Genomic DNA, 22,013 nt, shown 5'->3' with positions numbered 1-22,013 from the left:
TGCCTCAGTAGTCGACCCGGCCGGTATGACTGTTCAGCGAAATCACCCGGGTCTTGCCGATGCGGTGGCGGAAAATCTCGCGCAGGTACTTCACCGCTTTCTTGACGCATTCGCGCGACAGGCGAATATCGTTGATCGACACGAAGCGGCTCTTGTCGTTGATCAGCTCGCGATACTTCTTTTCGTACATCGGCTTGATCGCGTACCAGTTGGTGTCGAGGATCTTCGCCGGGTTCTCGAACTCGCTGAGCAGGTCGTCTATGCGCTCCTCCGCGAAGTGCTCGCTGGTGATGAACTCGAGGATGGCGTTGTCCAGGGTGTCATCGAAGCGATACGGAGTGCGGGCAAAGCAACGCTTGATGAAGGCCACGATCAGGGTCAGGAAGTCGTCCGACAGGCATGGGCTCTTGGCGATCAGGGTGGTCAGCGACAGGTTGGCCGAGGCGCCGATCACCAGTGCGTAACGCTTGAGCGTGGTATTGGGGAACAGGCTGTTGAGGTGAGTCTTGAGCCGGTTCAAGTCCATGTACGACAGTTTGTAGTCCTTGGGCAGCGAGACGATCGACACCACCGACGAGCAGTTCTTGAAGAAGTGCAGGTCATGCAGTGCGGCCGCGTCGTAACCCGAGGCCTGGTATTGCTCCAGGGCTGCGCGGTAGCGGCGCGACTCGATCGGCAGCAGGCTGATGCCTTCGATGGCCTGGGTCTGCTTGTTGAAGTGCGGCAGGTCGATGGAACGCAAGAACAGGTCGTCGATGTCCAGGCGCGGGGTTTCGCGCTCGAACACCTTGAACTTGTCCGTGCCTGGCGCAGGTACTTCGGGTACCACCGATTCGGCATAGGCAATCGCTACCGGGCCGGCCAGGCTCATGAACAGGTCGTTGGCGTCCAGGCGGATGGTTTCACCAATGTCGATGCCCGCGCGGCGGAAGTAGTTCTGGTCGTAGTCGGTGGTTACCGCCTGGGCGGTAAGGATGTTGAAGATCTGCTGGGAGATGTACTGGTTGGCGTGCTTCTCCATGGCGTTGACGTCGATGTTGTGGATGGTGCCGTCATCGCTTTCTTCGGCGTAGCGCATGATGTCGTTGGAGATCAGCATCATCGCGTTCCATGGGCGGATACGCCCCATCACGCTGGCTTCGCTGCTGTCCTCATTATCGAAGTTGTACGAGAAGTCCCATTCTTCTGACAGGTATTTGCACAACAACCGACCGGCGTTGATGTGCAGGGCCTCGGACATTTCGCTGCGATGGTCCGTCGCATTGGGTAGCACGCAGATGCCGCTGGTGAAGATCGGCTCGAAGACGAACGAGTGCCCGCTCTTGCCGTCGTTCTCGTCGGCAGGCTTGGTGTCGAAGGTCTTGTTCATGTACGAGTACTGCTGGGCCAGGCCGAACTCCGACGCCATGCCTGAACCGGTACCGCCACCGGCACTGAAGATGTAGAAATACAACCGCGACTGGTTGGCCTTGATGCCGCAGGAGTCGATCAGGTACGAGTGGATCAGCTTCCAGTCGGCGCTGGAGAAGCGCTGGGTGTCCTTGTTGAGGATGATCTTGGCCAGGTACTGGCCGAGGATCGGCGCGTTGCCGGCACCGCCAGCGTGCACTTCGGACAGGTCCATGATCTTCATCTTGCTGTAGTCGCGCAGGAACTCGCCGCGCTCGCCCTTGCGCGAGAAGCGGATACGCCCGGCGATGTCCTTGTCCAGGTCGCCGAGCATCACCAGTGGTTCGACCAGGAACACCGGCTTGACGCCCTTGTTCTGCACCAGGCGCAGGTTCTGGCGGATCCAGCGTGCCGGGCTGTAGCCCGACTCACCCTTGAGGCGGTCCTCGTTGTTGAACTCGTTGAGGAAGAAGGTACGGGCGTTGTAGACCAGTTCGGCCACGTCCAGGGCGATGTTCGAGCCGCAACGGCCCAGGCCGATCAGGCAGACCGACGGGAACTGCTGCTCCAGGCGCAGTGGGTCGTCGACTTCGATGTGCTGGTTACTGGGGAACACCAGGTCACGCAGGCCGTCGAGGTTGTCGAGGATGCGCTGGATGTCCTGCTCGGTGAAGTACAGGTACTGCTGTGTCGGTGGGGTGCGTGTCGGCAGTGTGTCACGAACACCACTGGGGTTGGAGAGAGTCGAAGACTCGGGGACCGCATTGGCAGAAGTGTTCGTAGAGGTCATAGTGCGCCATTTGCCTGGTGTCAGTGATTATCAGTGGGTTATGCCATATGGCCATCACGCGAAACGCCGCGACTCTATCAGTGCGCCATTTGCGGGTGCGATAGGGGTTTCCCTTACTTGTTTTAGGTATTTTTTTGTCGAGCTGGCATTGCATCGCCCGTTTGTCACGCTTCTTTAATCGTCTGCCTGGAGTCGTTCATGAGTACTGCACTGCCTTCGCTGGGATTTGCCGGGATTGGCCTGATGGGCCTGCCGATGTGCCGGCGCCTGTTGGCCGCGGGTTATCCGCTGACGGTGTGGAACCGCAGCCCGGACAAATGTGCCGCGTTGGTCGCAGCAGGCGCCCGCCTGGCGGCCAGCCCGGCCGAGCTGTGCCGTGACAGCGACATGGTGCTGCTGTGCCTGGCCGACACGGCGGTGGTGCGCGAGGTGGTGTTTGGCGAGCAAGGCATCGCCGAGGGCGGGCGCAGCGGGCAATTGCTGGTGGACTTCTCCAGCCTCGAACCGACCGCTACCCGGGAAATGGCTGCCGAGCTGGCTGCGCTGTGTGGCATGGCCTGGCTGGATGCGCCGGTTTCCGGCGGCACGCCAGGGGCCGAGGCGGGCACCTTGGCGATCATGGTGGGTGGCGAGGCCACTGACCTGCAGCGTGCGCGCCCGGTTCTGCAGGTACTTGGCCAGCGGGTGACGCACATGGGCGGTGTGGGGGCAGGCCAGGTGACCAAGGCCTGCAACCAGATGATCGTGGCCTGCAATGCCCTGGTGATTGCCGAGGTGGTGGCATTGGCCGAACAGTCAGGCGTCGACGCCGCCTTGATCGCCGAGGCCCTTGCCGGTGGCTTTGCCGACTCGAAGCCGCTGCAGATCCTGGCGCCGCAGATGGCCGAAAGCCGTTTCGAACCGATCAAGTGGCACGTACGCACGTTGCTCAAGGACCTCGACGGTGCCGTCAAGCTTTCCCGCGAGCAGGGCGCGGCAACGCCGCTCAGTGGCCTTGCCGCGCAGTTGATGCGCCTGCACGGTAGCCAGGGGTATCTGCAAAAAGATCCGGCGACCCTGGTAGAGCTGTATCGCAACAAGGGCTGAGCAACGCTTCCTGACGATCGAGCTGGTCGAGGACCGGTCGCAGCCCCGACATCGGTACCGGGCGGCTGAGCAGGTAGCCTTGCAGGTAGTCACAGCCATTGCTGGCAAGGAACTCGTACTGCTCGACGGTTTCGACGCCCTCGCAGACTACCTGAAGGTGCAGGGTATGGGCCATGGCGATGATGGCCTGGATGATCTGGCGATCTTTGAGGCTACCGGGCACATCCTGCAGGAACGTGCGGTCGATCTTCAGCACGTCCAGGGGCAGACGCTTGAGGTAGGCCAGCGATGAATAACCCGTGCCGAAATCGTCGATCGACAGGTTCACGCCCTGGCCACGAATGCGCTTGAGCAGGTTGACGGTGTGCTGGATATCGCCCATCAGGGCGTTCTCGGTGACCTCCAGTTCCAGATGGCGGGGCGCCAGGCCGGCCTGGAACAGTGCAACTTCCACTTCGTTGGGCAAGGCTTCGTGGCCCAGGGTCACCGCCGAGCAATTGACCGTGACCCTGAGGCTGGCAAAGCCGTTGCGGTGCAACTGGGCCAGGTCCTGACAGGCATGGCGCAGTACCCAAAGGTCGAGGTCGACGATCAGGCCATTGGCTTCGGCAATACCGATGAAGCGATCCGGCCCCATCAGCCCGTGCTGCGGGTGCTGCCAGCGCACCAGCGCTTCGAGCTTGGACACCTGGCCGGTGCGCAGGTCGAATATCGGCTGGTAGTGTACGCACAGTCCGCGTTCTTCCAGCAGGGCGATACGCAGTTCCTCTTCCAGCTGCAGCTCCAGGCTGGCACGGCTTTTCAGGCTGCTGTTGAAGAAGTGCAGGCTGTTGCGTCCGCTGCCTTTGGACTGATAAAGGGCCAGGTCGGCATGCTTGAGCAGTTCTTCAGAGGTGATACCGTCATCAGGGAAAATACTGATGCCGATGCTTGTGGTCATCACCATGCGCCTGCCCGCCAGATCGATCGGCTCCTTCATCCGCTGCATGATGCGCTGGGCCAGGTGGCGTGCCTCTTCAGGGTTGTTGAGGCTGGTAACCACGCAGAACTCGTCGCCACCGAAGCGCGCCACCAGGTCATGGCTGCGAGTGGCGGCCTTGATATGGTTGGCAATCACCTTGAGCAGTTGATCGCCGGCGTCGTGCCCCAGGCTGTCGTTGATCCGCTTGAAATGGTCGATATCGAGGAACATCACGGCCAGGCGGCTATCGCTGGCGTCCTGTTCCGCCAGGCGTTCGGCGAACAGCTGGTTGAAACCACGGCGGTTGACCAGGTTGGTCAGTGCGTCGTAGTGGGCGGCCTGTTGCAGTGACTCGCGGGCCTGGTCCAGCTGGCTGAGCAGCACGCCGTAGCGACGCAGGTCGTCTTCCTTGCTCTGCAGCTTCTTGTCGGCCAGGGCGGCGCTGATGCTGCTGCCGCTGATCAGCAAGGTGATGAAGGCGATGGTCAGCCCCAGCTGCAGGCTGTTGTCGGTGGATGGCAGGCTCAGGGCGGTGGAGGCCGGGATGACCAGGGTCATCCCGGCCATGGCGGTGAAGTGGGTGGCGACGATGCCGCCGGCCATCAGCAGGCTGGCGCCATACTTCATGGTCTGGTGCAGGTTGCCGCTGCCATTGCGAAAGTAACGGGCCAGCAGCAAGGCAGCAAGGCTGGTGAGCAGGGCGATGGCGGCGCTGCCCAGCAGCAGGGCGGTCTGGTAGTACTGCTGGGCACCGGTCTGCAGCGCGGCCATGCCGACGAAATGCATGAGGATGATGCCCAGGCCGATGAGCAGGGCGCTCTGCAGGTAATGGCGCAGACGCATTTCACTGCGGTCGAGGCTGGTCATCGCCATCCACGCCACCACCAGTGCGATCAGCAGCGAAAGGCCGGTCAGCGACGCGTCGTAGTGCATTTCCACCGGAGCCTGGAAGGCCAGCATGCTGATGAAGTGCATGGCCCAGATGCCACCTGCCAGGCAGCAGGCACCGAGCATGCGCCATTGCCGCTGGGCGGCGGGGTGTTCGCTGTGGGATTGGCGCTCGGCCATGTCGAGGGTGGCGAAGCAGGCCGCGCTGGCCACCGCAAAGGCGATCAGGATCAATAGCGGCTCATGGCGGCAGTCGATGACGATGCGCCCGGATACCGGCAGTTCGGTGAACAGTTGCAGACCCAGCCAGTCCATTGCTTGCCCTTTGCTCGAGTTTTCACTCGTCTCCGTTCAAGCCCTGTGGAGACTGTTCTGGGGCAGTATAGAAACAGGTGGTTAAACCTTCCTGACTAGTGGCACTTTGGCTTCAATGATTTGGCTCTGAAGTCGATAGCCAGTCGGCATAACGAACTGGGGCCGCTTCGTGCTCCTTTCGCGACACAAGGCCGCTCCTACAGGTGATTGCAGTTTCCTGTAGGAGCGGCCTTGTGTCGCGAAAGGGGCGCAAAGCGGCCCCAGCTATATGACAGGTCGATCAGCCCGCGACCAAGACGCGAATGGCCTCCAGGCGCAACGCGGCCTTGTCCAGCATCGCCAGGCCCTGTTCACGCTGCTTGCGCAGCGCATCGATCTCGCTGTCACGCACGCTTGGGTTGACGGCCTGCAGTGCGGTCAGGCGTGCCAGCTCTTCATCGGCCTCGGCGACCAGGCGGCGCTGGGCTTCGGCCACGCGCTCGACGTGGACCGGCATGACCTTGGCTTCACCACCGCTGATGCGCTTGGCCAGCACGTCACGCTGGGCCTGGACGAACTTGTTGGCGCTGGCCCGCGGCACGCTTTCGAGCTGGTCGTTGAGGGTTTCGAACGCCACCCGCGACGCCAGGTCGTTGCCGTTGGCATCGAGCAGGCAGCGCAGCGCCGCTGGCGGCAGGTAGCGGCCCAGCTGCAGGCTGCGGGGTGCCACCACCTCGCTGACGAACAGCAGCTCGAGCAGCACGGTACCCGGCTTGAGCGCCTTGTTCTTGATCAGCGCGACCGCGGTGTTGCCCATCGAGCCAGACAGCACCAGGTCCATGCCGCCCTGCACCATCGGGTGTTCCCAGGTGAGGAACTGCATGTCTTCACGCGACAGGGCCTGGGCACGGTCGTAAGTGATGGTCACGCCTTCGTCGTCGCCCAGCGGGAAGCTGGCGTCGAGCATCTTCTCGCTCGGCTTGAGGATCAGGGCGTTTTCCGAGTGGTCTTCGCTGTCGATGCCGAAGGCGTCGAACAGGGTTTCCATGTAGATCGGCAGGGCGAACTGGTCGTCTTGCTCGAGGATCGCCTCGACCAGCGCCTGGCCTTCACCGGCGCCACCGGAGTTGAGCTCCAGCAGGCGGTCACGGCCGCTGTGCAGTTCTGCCTCCAGGCGCTCGCGCTCGCCGCGGGCCTCGCTGACCAGCGCGCTCCAGGCCTTGGCATCGCCGCCTTCGAGCATCGGCAGCAGGCGCGGGCCGAACTGGTGCTGAAGGGCGTTGCCGGTCGGGCAGGTATTGAGGAAGGCGTTCAGGCCATCGTGGTACCACTGGAACAGGCGTTCCTGCGGGCTGTCCTGCAGATACGGAATGTGCAGTTCGATGGTGTGCTTCTGGCCGATCCGGTCGAGGCGGCCGATGCGCTGTTCGAGCAGGTCCGGGTGGGCCGGCAGGTCGAACATCACCAGGTGATGGGCGAACTGGAAGTTGCGGCCCTCACTGCCGATTTCGGAGCAGATCAGCACCTGGGCGCCGAATTCCTCGTCGGCGAAGTAGGCCGCGGCGCGGTCGCGCTCAAGGATGCTCATGCCCTCGTGGAACACCGTGGCCGGGATGCCGGAGCGCACGCGCAGGGCGTCTTCCAGGTCCATGGCGGTTTCGGCGTGGGCGCAGATCACCAGGACCTTGGTGCGCTTGAGCATCTTCAGCGTGTCGATCAGCCAGTCGACCCGTGGGTCGAAGCGCCACCAGCGTTCGTCATCGCTGACCTCACCCTGGGCCTGGAAGGCCACTTCCGGGTACAGCTCGGCGTGTTCGCCGGCTGGCAGGTCTTGGTAAGGCGCGGGGTTGGCCAGCGGATACGGATGCAGCTGGCGCTCGGGGAAGCCCTGGACGGCCGCACGGGTGTTGCGGAACAGCACGCGGCCGGTGCCGTGGCGGTCGAGCAGTTCGCGGATCAGGCGGGCACTGGCCTGGGTATCGCCATCGTTGACTGCGGCCAGCAGGGCTTCGCCCTCGGCACCGAGGAAGCCCTGGATGGTGGCATGGGCCTTGGGTGACAGGCGGCCTTCTTCAAGCAGCTCCTGCACGGCTTCGGCCACCGGGCGGTAGTTTTCGCTCTCGGCGCGGAACGCCGCGAGGTCATGGAAGCGGTTGGGGTCGAGCAGGCGCAGACGGGCGAAGTGGCTGTCCTGGCCAAGCTGTTCGGGGGTGGCGGTCAGCAGCAGCACGCCCGGGATCACCTGGGCCAGTTGTTCGACCAGGCCATACTCGGCGCTGACCTGTTCTTCGTGCCACACCAGGTGGTGCGCCTCGTCGACCACCATCAGGTCCCAGCCAGCGGCGAACAGCGCGTCCTGGGCCTTTTCGTCATCGACCAGCCATTCCAGGGCGACCAGCGCCAGCTGGGCATCCTCGAACGGGTTGCTGGCGTCGCTTTCGATGAAGCGCTCGGCGTCGAACAGGGCGACTTGCAGGTTGAAGCGCCGGCGCATTTCCACCAGCCACTGGTGCTGGAGGTTCTCCGGCACCAGGATCAGCACGCGGCTGGCGCGGCCGGACAACAGCTGGCGGTGAATCACCAGGCCGGCCTCGATGGTCTTGCCCAGGCCGACTTCGTCGGCCAGCAATACGCGCGGGGCGCTGCGGTCGGCGACTTCGCGGGCGATGTGCAACTGGTGGGCGATCGGTTGCGCGCGGCAACCGCCCAGGCCCCATAGCGACGACTGCATCTGCTTGCTGGTGTGGTGCAGGGTGTTGTAACGCAGGCTGAACCACGACAGCGGGTCGATCTGCCCGGCGAACAGGCGGTCGCTGGCCAGGCGGAACTGGATGAAGTTCGACAGCTGGGTTTCTGGCAGGGTGCGCGCCTGGTTCTGGCCATCCAGGCCGTGGTAGACCATCAGCCCGTCGATGTCTTCGACCTCGCGTACGGTCAGCTTCCAGCCTTCGAAGTGGGTGATCTGGTCACCCGGCGAGAAACGCACGCGGGTCAGCGGCGCATTGCGCAGGGAATACTGGCGGGTGTCGCCAGTGGCCGGGTAGAGCACGGTCAACAGGCGGCCATCCTGCGCCAGGATAGTCCCCAGGCCAAGCTCCGCTTCACTGTCGCTGATCCAGCGTTGCCCCGGTTGATACTGCTGCGCCATACTGCCTGAACTCCCGCGATGAAAAAGCCGGCTATGTTAACGGATAGGCCGGGCGGACCATAGACCAGAAGTCCATGAGTCTAGCTGTTTCATCGCAGAACACCGTCTTGCTGACGAGGGCTACGCACCGATATGCCGCTCAAGCACCGCTGGTTGCACACCTCCCTGGCCCTGGGCAGCTTGCTGCTGCTGGCTGCCTGTGAACAGAAAAATTTTGAAACCTTGCCTGCGATCCCGGTCGAGCAGCTCGAAGTGCTGGGCGTGCAGACGCCGATCAAGAGCGTGCACTTCCGCGACCGCGACGGCGAGGGGCTGCTGGTGCTCAGCCGCAGCGATGGCCAGGCGGTCGATGCCGAGTCCGAGCAGGAAGTCGACAAGGTGGTGCTCAAGGCCACCCTGTACGGGCGCACCGCCGAGAGCGAGGCATTCAAGCCGCGCTGGCAGATCGAACAGGAAACCACCTGCCCGGGGCTGGACCTGGATGTCGATTTCTATACCGATGTCAGCGACGTCAGTGACCTGAACAAGGACGGTGTCGCCGAAGTGACCGTGGCCAGCCATGCCTTCTGTGGTGGCGGCATCGACCCCCATGACATCGCCATCGAAATGCGCGAAGGGCAAAGCGCCTACACCATCACTGGCCAGTCGCTGATCACCCCGGCAGGTGAAGAACCGGTTGGCGGCGAACGCGAAGACAGCGCTTCGTTGAAGAACGCGCCACAGGTGCTGCGTGAGCACATGGACTCGGTCTGGCAGCAGGTCTACAAGCGGCCTTGGAGCGAAGCCAGCCCGCCGGTCGACGACGACCCTGAAGACGATACCCAGTGACAGCTGTCCATGCATGAGGCGGCCGTGACCGGCCGCACATTCCTGCCCTTCACGCTCAAGCTGGCTAATGGACGGCCGATACAGTGGGCACAGGAGAACTTCCATGTTGCCGCCGATCATCCCGCTCAGTGCCGCCCCCGTGACCTCACAACAGGACCCGGTCAGGCAGACCCCCGACATCAAGCCGGTGGTGCCCGTGCAGCCTTCGTCCAACGAAAGCGCCATCGACCTCAAGCAGCAGCGCGACCCGCAGGAGCAGGCCTTGCTGCTGCGTGAAGAGCAGCGCCGGCAGCAGCAACGGCGCAACAACAAGGGCGATGAGGAGCGATACAGCGCGGTGCCTGGCGATGAAGTCAACGCCGACAATACCGTGCCGGTGGCGCCGCTGATGGGCGAGCACCCGCGTCAGGGCCTGCTGGTCGATATCGAAGTCTGACGCGGGGCTGGTCACGGCCGGCGCCTGGCTTCATGATGCAAGTCTCTGTAGATCGTCGAGCCCACCCATGAGCCAAGACAACCTCATCGACTTCGATGCCGAGCGCGCCAAGCGCATCCATGACCTCAAGGAAAAACGCCTGAACGAAGTGCGCCAGGCGTTCGAGCAGGCCATGCCGCTTGCCACCGCGAAGAAAAAGAAGCCCAAGGGCAAGCCCAAGAAGCGCTGAAACTTGACGCAGGTCAACCCTGCACCCGCCTCGCGTGCCCGGTCCCGGGCAGTATTGACCCTGATCAATTTTCCCCGCCCCCGTATTCGTTACCTTGCATCCATCGGACAACGGCAAACGAATCGGGAGGCCAGCATGTTCTTCGACAATGTGGTTATCGCGGGCGTGGTAACGGTCGGGTTGATGGTTGCATTCTTTGCCGGTCTGGGCATTTTCATCTGGAAGGACTCGCACAAGCGCAAGCAGCGCTGACCTTTCGGATCCACGAGCACGCAAGGCATTTAGGGCGACTTCGGTCGCCTATTTTTTTGTCTGCATTTTTTGTCGATAAAGATGATTAGCTAGCTAATTAATCGTCTCGACAGTATCCTTCGCTCCGTTGTCTATCGTTCATGTAACCATCCCCCGCAAGGTCCGATTCGTGCCCATCACCCTCCAGGCCCTGTTCGCGCCCAGCAGCCTCGCCATCAAGTTCGCCATCAAGACCCTGCTTGGGGCTGGCCTGGCGCTGTGGCTGGCCATGCGTTGGGGGCTGGAGCAACCGTCCTGGGCGTTGATGACCGCATTCATCGTCGCCCAGCCGTTGTCGGGAATGGTGGTGCAGAAGGGCCTGGCGCGTCTGGCCGGGACCTTGGTCGGCACGGTCATGTCGGTGGTGTTCATCGGACTGTTCGCCCAGACCCCATGGCTGTTCCTGATCACCCTGGCGCTGTGGCTGGCCCTGTGCACGGCGGCGTCCACGCAGTTGCGCAGTGCCTGGGCCTATTCGTTCGTACTGGCCGGCTACACCGCAGCCATCATTGCCTTGCCCGCCATCAATCATCCCTTGCAGGTGTTCGACCAGGCGGTGGCGCGTTGTACCGAAATCTGCCTGGGGATCTTCTGCGCCACCGCCAGCAGTGCCCTGATCTGGCCGATGCGGGTCGAGCAGCAGCTCGCCGGGCAGGCCCGTCAGGCCTGGCAGAACGGCTTGCAGGCGGCAAGCGCCATGCTTGGCGGCGAAGACGAAGCGCGCAAAGGGTTGCTCGACAGCCTCGGCCGCATTGTTGCCATCGATACCCAGCGCGAGCATGCCTGGTTCGAGGGCCCGCGCGGGCGGCTGCGGGCCAAGGCCATTCGCGGGCTGAGCCAGAAGCTTATGGTGCTGCTGCGTATCTCACGCTCGGTTCGCCGGCAGTGGCGGCAACTGGACGCGCATGAAGCCGGGCGCCTCGGTCCTTGGCTTGAGGATGTGCGGGCCCGACTGGTCAACCCCGATCAGCCGAGCCTGCTGGTGTTGCGCCAGCGCATCTGGGACGCCGCGCATGACGAGCAGATCAGCTCTGCCGAGCACTTCTGCCTGGCGCGCATGGCCTTGCTGCTGGACTTCACCATGGCCGCCACCCAGGCCCTGGACGATGTCGAGGCGGGCAGGGCGCCGAAGGATGTCGCCCAGGGCCTGGCGGTGCACCGCGACTGGTCGCTGGCCTTGTTGTTCGGTTCACGCAGTGCCTTGGCCTTCCTGGTGATGAGCAGCTTCTGGCTGGCCACTGCCTGGCCGTCGGCGCCTGGCGGCCTGGTGTTGACCTGCGTGGTCTGCAGCCTGTTCGCCAGCCGCGAGAACGGTGCGCAGATCGGCCTGAGTTTCTTGCGCGGGATCTTCCTGGCGATCCCGGCGGCCTTCCTGGTCGGGCAGATCATCCTGCCGCAGTGGAGCAGCTTTGCCATGCTTTGCCTGGGCATGGGCGTGCCGCTGTTCTTCGGCGCGCTGGGCATGGCCCATCCGCGTACCGGCGCCACGGCGACCTCTTATTGCCTGCACTTCATCGTGCTGGTCTCACCGCTCAATGCCATGACGTTCGGTGTGGCGACCCTGCTCAACAGTGCCCTGGCCATGTTGGTGGGCGTGGGCGCTGCCGTGTTGGCGTTTCGCCTGCTGGTGTTCCGCCACCCGGCCTGGCTTGGCCGGCGCCTGCGCGCCGCGACCCAGAGCGACCTGGTACGCCTGACCCGGCGCGATCTGCGCGGTGCCGACAGCTGGTTTGGCGGGCGCATGGCCGACCGCCTGATGCAGTTGGCCCGGCATGCCAGCGAATTGCCGGCCACCGAGCGCAAGCGCTGGGATGACGGCCTGCATGGGCTGGATATCGGTGACGAGCTGGTGCACCTGCGCATGTGCCTGGCGGTGGCCCAGGTGCCTTTGGCTGGCGCCGAGCGCGAGTACTTGCAGCAGGTCGAGGCGGTGCTGGCCAAAGGCCCGGCTGCTGGTCGCGGGCAGCGCCTGGATGCGGCCAGCGAGCAGTTCATCGCCGCCTTGCAGCGGGCACCGGCCAGCGACCCGTTGCGCCTCGCCCAGGGCGCGGTACTGCAGTTGCAGAAAAGCTGGGGCAAGTGGTGCCGTTCACAGGAGGATGCCCATGGGCTTGCGTGAGTGGGAGCTGGGCGGTGTGCTGCTCAGCCCGTTCCTGATTTATGTGCTGATGGCGCTGGCGCTGACCGGCGTGCTGCGCCTGCTGGTGCAGGCCACGCCGCTGGGGCGCTGGATCTGGCATGAGGCGCTGTTCGACACGGCGTTGTTCGTTTGTGTGCTGTTCCTGGTAGTCCGCCTGCTGGGGCCTTTGTAAGGAGTGATTCAATGCGTGCTGTCGTCCGTACCCTGGTGACCTTGTGCGTGGTCGCCATTGCCGTTCTGGCCGGCTTCAAGCTCTGGCAGTACTACATGCTCACGCCGTGGACGCGTGATGCCCGGGTACGTGCCGATGTGGTGGTGATCGCCCCGGACGTGTCTGGCTGGGTGCGTGAACTCAAGGTGCAGGACAACCAGCAAGTCAAGGCTGGCGACCTGCTGATGAGCATCGATCGCGAGCGCTTCCAGGCCGCGTTCGACCAGGCCAGTGCAGTGGCTGAAACCCGCGCCCAGCAGCTGCACCTGCGCGAGCGTGAGGCGGCGCGGCGCACGGCCTTGGGCCCGGAGGCGATCAGTGCCGAGCTGCGCGAGAATGCCCAGATCAACGCCGCCGTCGCCCGCGGCGAACTGCACGAGGCCGAAGCCCAGTTGCAAGTGGCGAAGATCAACCTGGCGCGTAGCGAAGTACGGGCGCCGCGCAGCGGGCATATCACCAACTTGCGTCTGGCCCAGGGCAACTATGTGAATACCGGTCAATCGGTGATGGCCCTGGTGGATGATTCGACGTTCTACATCCAGGCCTACTTCGAGGAGACCAAGCTGCCGCGCATTCGGGTTGGCGATCAGGTGAAGGTCTGGCTCATGGGCGCGGGCGATGCGATGCAGGGCCATGTGGAAAGCATCAGCCGCGGTATCACCGACAGCAACAGCAACCCGGACAGCCAGCTGCTGCCAGTGGTGGAGCCGACCTTCAACTGGGTGCGGCTTGCGCAGCGGATACCGGTGCGGATCAGGCTGGACCAGATTCCCGAAGGGGTGCACCTGAGTGCGGGGATGACCGCCAGCGTGCAGGTGCATGAGGATCAGATAGAACAGTGATGGCCAGGGGGGCCGCAAAGCGGCCCCAAAATCTCTGCCTTAAAGGAACATCCCGCCAGACACCTCCAGCCGCTGCCCGGTGATCCAGCCATTGCCCTCTTCGAGCAACAGCGCGATCGCCGCGCCGATATCATCGGGTAACCCGACCCGTCCCAGCGCCGTATTACCGGCAATGAAGTCATTGACCTGCTGGTTGTCGCGCACCACACCGCCACCAAAGTCAGTCTCGATGGCCCCCGGTGCGAGAATGTTGACGCGGATGCCACGTGCCCCCAGCTCCTTGGCCTGATACCGGGTCAAGACCTCCATCGCCCCCTTCATGGCCGCATAGGCGGCATACCCGGGCAGCGCAAAACGCGCCAGCCCGGACGAGATGTTGACGATGCGCCCGCCATCGACCAGCAACGGCAGCAGCCGCTGGGTGAGGAAGAACGGCCCCTTGAGCTGAATGTTCAGCAACTGGTCGAACTGCGCCTCAGTGGTTTCACTGAACGGCACATTCAGGCCGATACCGGCATTGTTCACCAGGAAATCGAAGCGCTCACGGCCGAAGTGTCGTTGCAAGGTCGTGCCCAGACGTTCGGCAAAGTCGGCGAAGCTGCTGCTGTCGCCTACATCCAGCTGCAGCATGGCAGCCTTGGCGCCAGCTGCTTCGAGGGCCTTGGCCACCTGATGGGCCTCGTCGGCCTTGCTGTGGTAGGTGCCGATGATGTCGATACCGCGTGCAGCCAGGTGTTCGGCGGTATTGCGGCCCAGGCCGCGGCTGGCGCCAGTGATCAGAGCGATCTTGCGGGTCATGTGGTATCCCTCGTGGGTGGTGGATGAAGGACAGGTTATTGATCGTGCCGAGGCTGTTAAATCCAGCAGAATCGGAAATACTGTTCGTCTGCTTCGAACAGTAGGGGGAGGCATGAACAAGCTGGAACTGCTGCGCACGTTCGTTCGCGTCAGCGAACTGAGCAGTTTCACACTGGCGGCAGACAGCCTGGGCCTGCCGCGCTCGACGGTATCGGAGCAGGTGAGGGCGCTGGAGCAATTGCTTGGCACGCGACTGTTCAACCGCACCACGCGGCGCGTCCAGGCGACCCAGGACGGCGCTCTGCTGTATGAGCGCAGCAAGGACCTGTTGTCGGGCATGGACGAAATCGAGAGCCTGTTCCGCGCAAACGATGCCGAGCTGGCCGGCTGCCTGCGGGTCGATATGCCGACCATGATGGCCCGCCGTGTGATCATTCCGGCCTTGCCGCAGTTCTTGTCGCGGTTTCCCAGGCTGGAGGTGGAGATCAGTTGCACTGATCGACAGGTTGACCTTTTGCGTGAAGGCTTCGACTGCGTCATGCGCATCGGTGCACTGAGTGACCTGGATGTCGTGGCGCGGCCTGTCGGCCAGTTGAGCATGCGCAATTGCGCCAGCCCCGCCTACCTTGCCCGTTGCGGCGTGCCACAGAGCCTGGAGGATCTGGCGGGGCACCGCCTGGTCCACTATGTGCGCAACCTGGGGGCGCGCAGTGCGGGCTTTGAATACGTGCAGGCCGGCCGAGTGTGCTTTGAGCCCATGGCCGGTGTGGTCACGGTCAACAACGCCGAAGCCTACTCGGCGGCATGCCTGGCGGGCCTCGGCTTGATCCAGGTGCCGGCTGTCGGCGTGGCGCATCACCTGGCAAGCGGCGAGCTGGTGGCGGTGATGCACGGCTGGCAGGCACAGGCCATGCCGGTGTCCTTGCTGTATGCCCGGCAACGGCATGTACCACGCCGGGTCCAGGCCTTCATGAGCTGGCTGGGCGGGCTACTGGCGTCGCAGGTCGACCCGATGCCAGACGGCGAAAACCTTGGCACAACGATGAGTACATGAGCTAGGCTGCCCACTGCGCGTCGCTCAACAGAGGCGACCGCTGCCTGCCTGGCGTGCGTCACTTTCGTTCATTTGCGAGGTTACGTCATGGCCATCACTTCCCAGGATATCTGCAGCGCTGCCGACCAGCTCAATGGCTTTGTCGGCTTTCATGGCAAGCGCGGCATCCATATCGTGCGGTTTTCCGAGGACGCGTTCGGCATGGACGTGGCGGATGACAGCATCACCCCCTGCAACGAATTCGTCTGGCGGCCGCAACAGGGCGCGCGCATGGCACTGTGCCGGGAGCGTCTGGCGCTGTTGCTGGAGCAGCATGTGGATGAGCGGCTGAACATTGGCGAACCGTTACGCATCTACCTGCGGCGCAGTGATCTGCCGGAAATCGTGGCCGAGCGCTCGATGCGCTGAGCAGGTTCAAGTGGCATCGGCAGAGCAACCCGGCTTTTGTTGCAACAATTGCTCGAAGCCGGCCCTGTCCAGCGGCCGGCTCAGGTAATAGCCCTGCACTTCATGACAATTGTCCCTGGCCAGGGTTTGCAGCTGTTGTTCGGTTTCCACGCCCTCGGCGGTCACGGTAAGCCCCATGGCCTCACCCAGGTTGATGATGGCTTGCACGACGGCCCGGTCGTTGCCGGTGGCGTTGGCAAGGCCGGCGATGAAGCGCTTGTCGATCTTGATGCTGTCGAACGGATAGGTCCGCAGATAACCCAGCGACGAGTAGCCTGTGCCGAAGTCATCCATGTTCAGCCGCACGCCCAGTTCCTTCAGCGCAAGCATGGTGGCCAGCGCGCCTTCGATATCGTTGAGCATCACGTTCTCGGTAATCTCCAGCTCCAGCCGCTGGGCGGGGAAGCGCGTATCCAGAAGGATCTCGCGAATGTCGGCAACCACGTCGCTGCGCATGAACTGCGCCGGAGACAGGTTTACTGACACCAGCAGCTGGTCCGGCCAGTCGAGCGCACTGCGGCACGCTTCGCGCAATACCCAGCGTCCCAGGGTGACGATCAGCTCGCTTTGCTCGGCCAGCGGGATGAAGGTGTCCGGGGCAAGCAGGCCTTCTTGCGGATGTTGCCAGCGCAGCAGGGCTTCGACCGAAACGATTCGCAGGTCGCCCAGGCGGTAGCGTGGTTGGTAATGGAGGACGAATTCGTTGTTGTTCAGGGCCCTGCGCAGGTCATTTTCCAGCTGGCGGCGATACTGGATCTGCTGGTTCATCTCGGCGCTGAAGTAGCGCCAGGTGCCTTTGCCATCGGCCTTGGCCTGATACAGGGCGATGTCCGCGCAGCGAATCAGCTCGCCCGCATCGAAGCCTTGGGTGCGGGTCTGGGCGATGCCGACGCTGGCGCCGATGTGCAACTGATGGCTTTCGAAGGCGATGGGCTGTTGCAGCAATTCGATGAGCCGCCGGCACAGCTTGTCGATCTCGCTGCGGTTATCCATGCCGGTGAGCACCAGGACGAACTCGTCACCGCCCAGGCGCGCCACCAGGTCGACGTCGCGCGTGGTGTCACGCAGGCGCGCGGCGACCTCTTGCAGGACCGCATCACCTGCCGCGTGGCCAAGGGAGTCGTTGATCGGCTTGAAGTTGTCGAGGTCGAGCAGCAGCAGGGTCAGCGGCGGCGAGTCGCTGCCGCGCAGCAACGCCTGTTCCAGATGCCGGGCCAGCTTGTTGCGGTTGGCCAGGCCGGTCAGCGGGTCGTGCAGCGACAGGTGCTGGATGCGCGCATGGGCCTCGACTTCGTCGGTGATATCGCTGGCCGTGCCGCGAAAGCCCGCGAGCTTGCCATCGAAGCGAATCGCCCGGGCTGAAATCCGGCAGTAGCGGCTCAGGCCATTGTGGTCGAGGTAGGCACAGCGCAAATTGGCTGATTGTTCCGAATCGGCCTCGGCCTGGGCGTCGAGCCACGGAGAAAGGGGGGTGGTTTCACAGCTGAGCAACTGGTTGAGCGGCTGGCCCAGCCAGGCTTCGACCGGGTCGCCGGTGACCTTGACGAATCGCTGTGACAGATAGGTCAGCCTTTGCCGGCGGTCGGTCTCCCAGATCCAGTCGGACGCAGCCTCGGCAACCGCGCGAAAACGCTGCTCACTGGCCTCCAGCGCCTGGTTGCTCTGCTGCAGACGCTCGAGGCTGAGGTCGATGGCACGAGAGCTGCGCAGTGCATGGCGAAACAGATAGAGCATTACCAAGGCCAGTATCAGCAGTGCGCAGATCAACGGCGGCAGCACGGCCCATAACAGTTGCCGCCCGGGCTGCGGGCTGGTCCAGCTCAGGTGGTAGCCGGTGTCGCCCAGGGCGATGTGTTGCTGGGGGCGACCGTGCTCACCGTCCTTTTCGATGTGCATGTGCGCAAGGCCGGCACCCGCGCCCAGGCGCTCGAGCTTGGCTTGGGTGAGCTGGTCGACGAACAGCATGACCGGTGCGTGGCTCACCTCCTGCGCGGAAACATCCCGGTCCGGGCGCACGGCGGCAGCGCTGAGCACTGCTGGCCAGTTGTTGAACATGACGAAGCGGGTAATCTGCTCGCGGGCACTGGCGGCCCCGCGCGCCGCATCGATGACTGCGGCCAGGGGGGCATCGATGAAACTGCCGGCATCCGCCTGGGTTGGCGCCCCCTTGAAAAGCGCATAGGTGGTGCGTTGGTCCTCCACCACGAATACCCCTTCGTAGCCGCTGGCGCTGTACAGCGACTCACCTACGTTCTTTTCTTCATAGGCCCACTGCCAGTCGACCTTGCCAGCCAGGTGTTCGAAGGCGGCGTCCCACACCGCGTAGCTCGATAGAAACTGCCTGGAGGCCAGCAACCGCTGTTCCAGCGCCTGGGTGGCATGGAACGCACTGCGTTGCTGCTCTTGTTCGTCGAGCGTGGCGGCGATATTGAACAAGGCGCCTAGCGTGACCAGGCAGGCGAGGCCGAAAACTGCGCAGAAGCCGCCAATCAGATGACGGACTTGGAGACGGGGGAGGGGGCTGGCGGTCCTGGCCATGCGCGAGCAACTCCTTGTTGACTGCTGTCCCCTGCCGGGCAATCAGCAAGGAGGTTCAGTCAGGATAGGCCAGCCTGAGCACGGTGGCCTTGCCTTGGGCGAAATTGACCTGGTCACGCCCGCGGCGCTTGGCGCAGTACAGCGCCTTGTCGGCCTGTTCCAGCCACTGTTCGGTAGACTGCAGCTCGGCGTGGAAAGCTGCCAGGCCGATGCTCAGGCTGATGCGCAGGTGCGGTAGCTGCGGGTTGCGGTAGCTGGCGACTTGTTCACGCAGGCGCTCCATGGCCTGGCAGGCCTGAGCCTCGCTGGTGGCGGGCAGGATCACGCAGAACTCATCGCCGCCATAGCGCCCGGCCTGGTCGGATTCGCGCAGGATGCGCTTGAGCTCATCGCTCATCAGGCGCAGCACGCAATCGCCGACCACATGGCCGAAGGTGTCGTTGATGGTCTTGAAGTGATCGATGTCGATCAGCGCGATCACGGCGGCTGACTGTTGTTGCCGGCAGGCCTGGAACCTGAGCAGCAGCAGGTCCTTCCAGGCGCCGTGGTTGAGCAGGCCGGTCAGACTGTCGGTCAGGCTCAGCGCACTGAGGCGGCGCTTGTGCTCGGCCAGTTTGATTGCCAGGCGGTAGCAGACCCAGCCCAGTGCCAACGGGTAAAGGGTCAGCATTGGCAGGCAAGCGTAGATCTGCAGTGGCGTGGTGTTCAACTGCAGCCCGGTGCCCAGCAGCATGCCAGCCAGCAACATGCCAGCCAGCTGAGCCATTACCCCGCGAACGATCAGGCGCTTGCCGCCTGCGGCCACGTTGTTCATGGTCATCATCGACAGCACGGTCACGGTCGGCAGCGGGTTGAAATGCATGGCTGCGCTCCAGAAACCGCCCAGCAGCGAGTCCAGCAGCATGTTGCGCTGTTCCGCCTGGTAAGGGGCTGCCGAACGCGATGCCCACTGGTAGGCGACATGTGGCCAGAGCAGGCCATTGAACAGCAGCAATACCCAGACCCAGGTTGGCGGCGCTAGCGGTGCCACGCCAGTGGCTACGCTGAAAAGGCCGATCCCCAGGCCGATGACACGCGGCAGGTAGATGCGCTTGACGAAAGAAAGTCCCTTGCCACTGCGATTGTCCTTCATGGTCGATGTTCTTCCGCTGGGGTTGCCGTTTATCGCATAACTCACGTGAATATTGTTGAACAGTGTTTCATCAGCGAAAAATGACCTTACAAGCCAATTCACGGTTGATGTGATCCCAGTGGGGTAACATGAAGCCTTTCCTCTTGCTTGGAGTGTTGCTGCTCATGGCTCCGATGGCTAATCCTGGCGACCGATCGGCGCCACAGCGGGATGGACGTTTTCACAACCAGGCCAGCCTGCCCCAGGATGGCGTGCTGAAAAAGCTGCGCATCGGCCTCAAGTACCTGTTCCTGCGCAAGCCGCCGGAAACCCGGCCAGCGGCCGCGATCAGCGTGCAGCCCATGACCCGCCAGCAGGTGCTCGATGCGCCGGACCACAGCCTCTGGCGCCTGGGCCATTCCACGGTATTGCTCAAGCTGCGCGGTCGCTACTTCATTACCGACCCGGTCTTCGCCGAACGCGCCTCGCCGGTGCAATGGGCCGGGCCACTGCGCTTTCATGCCCCGCCGCTGGGGCTGGATGAGTTGCCGCCGCTGACGGCGGTGATTCTGTCCCACGACCATTTCGACCACCTCGATGAGCAGGCAATACGCCGACTGGCCCCACGTGCCGAGCGCTTTCTGGCACCGCTCGGGGTGGGTGACCTGCTGATCGAGTGGGGGGTGCCTGCTGCAAAGGTCGTGCAACTGGACTGGTGGCAGGAGACCGAAGTCGAGGGTGTGCGTTTCGTCGCCACGCCCGCGCAGCACTTCTCCGGGCGAGGCCTGTTCGACAGCAACCGCACCTTGTGGGCCTCCTGGGTACTCATAGATGACCAGACCCGCGTGTTCTTCAGCGGTGATACCGGTTACTTCGCCGGTTTTGCTGAAATCGGCGAGCGCTTCGGGCCGTTCGACCTGACGTTGATCGAGACCGGTGCCTACAACGTGGCCTGGCCCAACGTGCACATGCAACCGGAACAGAGCCTGCAGGCACATCTGGATCTGCGCGGGCGCTGGCTGCTGCCGATCCACAACGGCACCTTTGACCTGTCCATCCATGGCTGGCAGGAGCCCTTCGAGCGCATCGTCGCCCTGGCAGCTGCAGCCCAACTGCGGCTGAGTACGCCGCAGATGGGCGAGCGGGTCAGTATCGACTCACCGCACGAGGGGCAGAACTGGTGGCAGCCGCACCCGGCGCGTCAGCGGGGCAGGGCGGTCGAACGGGCATTGGCGGCGCGCTGAGTTCAGTCACGGTCTTGCTGGTTTTCCTCATCCTTCAATAGTTGCGATGGCGGCTTGCCGCTGTCGCTGCGTACCTGGGCATGGCTGATCAGGGCGAAGATGAAGCTGCCACCGATGATGTTGCCAGCCAGGGTCGGCAAGGCGAACGCCAGCCAGAAGCTGCGCCAGGTTTCGTCGCCGGCCCATACCAGGTAGGAAACTTCCACCGACCCGACGACGATATGGGTGAAGTCACCTAGCGCCATCAGGTAGGTGATCATCAGGATGATCCAGATCTTGGCGTGTTCCATGGAGGGGATCATCCAGACCATGGTGGCGATCATCCAGCCCGATACGATGCCTTTGGCGAACATCTGACTGATGTCGTTCTTCATTACCTTGCGCCCGACTTCGAGGAAGGCCACGTCGGTCTTGCTGTCGAAGATCGGCAGTTCGAGCATTACCCAGGCCACCAGCAAGGTGCCCGCCAGGTTGCCGAGCAGCACCACGCCCCACAGCCTCAACAGGCGCCCGAGGTTGGCCAGGCTTGGTGTGGTCATGACGGGCAGCACGGCGGTGAGGGTGTTTTCGGTGAACAGTTGCTGGCGTGCCAGGATCACCGCAAGAAAGCCGGCGCTGTAGCCGATGCTGGCGATGACCTGGGCGCTGTCGCCTTCAGGCAACCGGGTATAGAACAGCCCCATGGCCATTAGTGACAGGCCCATGCTCAGGCCGGCGGCAAGGGCGGACCACCACAACGCCGCGATTGTGCGCTCCAGCTCCTGGTCGCCCTGGTAACGAATGATCTCGTGCAATACCGCTGCCCGCGGCGGCTGGTTGTGGCTGACTTCCTTCTCTTCGTCCGCCGACAGGCCTGGGGTCTTCTCGCTCTGCGCATCGCTCATGGCCGTTACGCTCCACGGGTTGTTTCTCTACAGAGCGGTGCTTCATGCATTTAGTTGCCAGGCGGCCGTAGATGAAGATCGAAAGTTTTTTCAGATCAAGGTGTTGACTCTGATTTCAAAGCGCGTATTATTCGCCTCCTCGCAGCGTTGAACGCAACGAGGCAAGCGGTAAGTTGTTGAAGTTGAACGCTTTTGAAAGAAAGCAGCTTCGAAAAAACTTCAAAATAACGCTTGACACGAAATGAGGAAAGCGTAGAATGCGCGCCTCGGTTGAGACGAAAGGCTCTTAACCAAACGCTCTTTAACAAGTCGAATCAAGCAATTCGTGTGGGTGCTTGTGAGTACGGACTGATAGTCACAAAGATTATCAGCATCACAAGTGGCCATGCGAGAAATCACATAGT

Annotated in this window: 18 protein-coding genes; 11 read left to right on the top strand and 7 right to left on the bottom strand. The window is 63.2% G+C overall.

Annotation, left to right across the window (positions count from 1 at the left end; genetic code table 11):
- Positions 1-4: 4 nt before the first annotated feature.
- Positions 5-2,179, bottom strand: coding sequence for a hypothetical protein (locus ACIPZ8_RS08730; RefSeq protein WP_400721618.1), 2,175 nt, complete (start codon positions 2,177-2,179; stop codon positions 5-7).
- 198 nt (positions 2,180-2,377) lie between these two features.
- Between ACIPZ8_RS08730 and ACIPZ8_RS08725 the strand changes: the two genes are divergently transcribed.
- Positions 2,378-3,265: an NAD(P)-dependent oxidoreductase gene (locus tag ACIPZ8_RS08725; RefSeq protein WP_400721615.1), complete on the top strand. Its 888-nt coding sequence runs from the start codon at positions 2,378-2,380 to the stop codon at positions 3,263-3,265.
- Here the strand turns inward: ACIPZ8_RS08725 and ACIPZ8_RS08720 are convergent.
- Both ACIPZ8_RS08720 and rapA read right to left on the bottom strand, forming a co-directional pair.
- Entirely contained in the window at positions 3,165-5,429 is a 2,265-nt protein-coding gene (locus tag ACIPZ8_RS08720) for a putative bifunctional diguanylate cyclase/phosphodiesterase (RefSeq protein ID WP_400721612.1), read from the bottom strand. The two genes, ACIPZ8_RS08725 and ACIPZ8_RS08720, sit on opposite strands and share 101 nt — an antisense overlap.
- A 280-nt stretch (positions 5,430-5,709) precedes the next feature.
- Complete coding sequence (gene rapA / locus ACIPZ8_RS08715; protein ID WP_400721609.1) at positions 5,710-8,556, bottom strand: RNA polymerase-associated protein RapA; 2,847 nt, start codon at positions 8,554-8,556, stop codon at positions 5,710-5,712.
- Between the two features lie 132 nt (positions 8,557-8,688).
- Here rapA and ACIPZ8_RS08710 point away from each other — a divergent pair, with 132 nt between their 5' ends.
- The 7 genes from ACIPZ8_RS08710 (at position 8,689) to ACIPZ8_RS08680 (ending at position 13,533) form a co-directional block, all read left to right on the top strand.
- Positions 8,689-9,384 (top strand): M949_RS01915 family surface polysaccharide biosynthesis protein, encoded by a 696-nt coding sequence (locus tag ACIPZ8_RS08710; protein WP_400721606.1) that lies wholly within the window; start codon positions 8,689-8,691, stop codon positions 9,382-9,384.
- A 103-nt stretch (positions 9,385-9,487) separates the two neighbouring features.
- A complete protein-coding gene (locus ACIPZ8_RS08705; RefSeq protein ID WP_400721604.1) occupies positions 9,488-9,820 on the top strand; it encodes an aspartate-semialdehyde dehydrogenase in 333 nt (110 codons plus the stop codon).
- Positions 9,821-9,887: 67 nt separating this feature from the next.
- Positions 9,888-10,049, top strand: a complete 162-nt coding sequence (locus ACIPZ8_RS08700) for a hypothetical protein (RefSeq protein WP_165837386.1) — start codon at positions 9,888-9,890, stop codon at positions 10,047-10,049.
- Positions 10,050-10,184: 135 nt separating this feature from the next.
- A complete protein-coding gene (ccoM, locus tag ACIPZ8_RS08695; RefSeq protein ID WP_400721601.1) occupies positions 10,185-10,301 on the top strand; it encodes a cytochrome c oxidase subunit CcoM in 117 nt (38 codons plus the stop codon).
- Positions 10,302-10,470: 169 nt separating this feature from the next.
- Entirely contained in the window at positions 10,471-12,459 is a 1,989-nt protein-coding gene (locus ACIPZ8_RS08690) for an FUSC family protein (protein ID WP_400721598.1), read from the top strand.
- A complete protein-coding gene (locus ACIPZ8_RS08685; protein ID WP_054886934.1) occupies positions 12,446-12,652 on the top strand; it encodes a DUF1656 domain-containing protein in 207 nt (68 codons plus the stop codon). The genes ACIPZ8_RS08690 and ACIPZ8_RS08685 overlap by 14 nt, the downstream gene beginning before the upstream one ends.
- An 11-nt stretch (positions 12,653-12,663) precedes the next feature.
- Positions 12,664-13,533 (top strand): efflux RND transporter periplasmic adaptor subunit, encoded by an 870-nt coding sequence (locus tag ACIPZ8_RS08680; RefSeq protein WP_400721595.1) that lies wholly within the window; start codon positions 12,664-12,666, stop codon positions 13,531-13,533.
- Between the two features lie 39 nt (positions 13,534-13,572).
- On the opposite strand, the gene ACIPZ8_RS08675 is transcribed toward ACIPZ8_RS08680, so the two are convergent.
- Positions 13,573-14,331, bottom strand: coding sequence for an SDR family NAD(P)-dependent oxidoreductase (locus ACIPZ8_RS08675; protein ID WP_400721592.1), 759 nt, complete (start codon positions 14,329-14,331; stop codon positions 13,573-13,575).
- 112 nt (positions 14,332-14,443) lie between these two features.
- On the opposite strand from ACIPZ8_RS08675, the gene ACIPZ8_RS08670 reads away from it, so the two are divergent.
- Positions 14,444-15,385, top strand: coding sequence for a LysR substrate-binding domain-containing protein (locus tag ACIPZ8_RS08670; protein WP_400721589.1), 942 nt, complete (start codon positions 14,444-14,446; stop codon positions 15,383-15,385).
- Between the two features lie 87 nt (positions 15,386-15,472).
- Complete coding sequence (locus ACIPZ8_RS08665; protein ID WP_400721586.1) at positions 15,473-15,793, top strand: DUF2025 family protein; 321 nt, start codon at positions 15,473-15,475, stop codon at positions 15,791-15,793.
- Positions 15,794-15,799: 6 nt separating this feature from the next.
- Here the strand turns inward: ACIPZ8_RS08665 and ACIPZ8_RS08660 are convergent, their stop codons facing one another.
- A complete protein-coding gene (locus ACIPZ8_RS08660) occupies positions 15,800-18,370 on the bottom strand; it encodes an EAL domain-containing protein (protein WP_400721584.1) in 2,571 nt (856 codons plus the stop codon).
- A 55-nt stretch (positions 18,371-18,425) separates the two neighbouring features.
- Positions 18,426-19,502 (bottom strand): diguanylate cyclase, encoded by a 1,077-nt coding sequence (locus tag ACIPZ8_RS08655; protein WP_400721581.1) that lies wholly within the window; start codon positions 19,500-19,502, stop codon positions 18,426-18,428.
- Positions 19,503-19,630: 128 nt separating this feature from the next.
- Here ACIPZ8_RS08655 and ACIPZ8_RS08650 point away from each other — a divergent pair, with 128 nt between their 5' ends.
- Entirely contained in the window at positions 19,631-20,725 is a 1,095-nt protein-coding gene (locus ACIPZ8_RS08650; protein ID WP_400721578.1) for an MBL fold metallo-hydrolase, read from the top strand.
- A 2-nt stretch (positions 20,726-20,727) separates the two neighbouring features.
- Here the strand turns inward: ACIPZ8_RS08650 and ACIPZ8_RS08645 are convergent, their stop codons facing one another.
- The gene (locus ACIPZ8_RS08645; protein ID WP_400721576.1) at positions 20,728-21,609 is read right to left on the bottom strand and encodes a formate/nitrite transporter family protein; all 882 of its coding nucleotides are present in this window, start codon (positions 21,607-21,609) and stop codon (positions 20,728-20,730) included.
- Positions 21,610-22,013 lie beyond the last annotated feature (404 nt).

Source organism: Pseudomonas sp. NPDC089422, from assembly GCF_044749405.1.
GTDB lineage: Bacteria > Pseudomonadota > Gammaproteobacteria > Pseudomonadales > Pseudomonadaceae > Aquipseudomonas.
The sequence above is the reverse complement of the archived record's forward strand: the minus strand, read 5'-3'. Positions and strand labels throughout refer to the sequence as shown.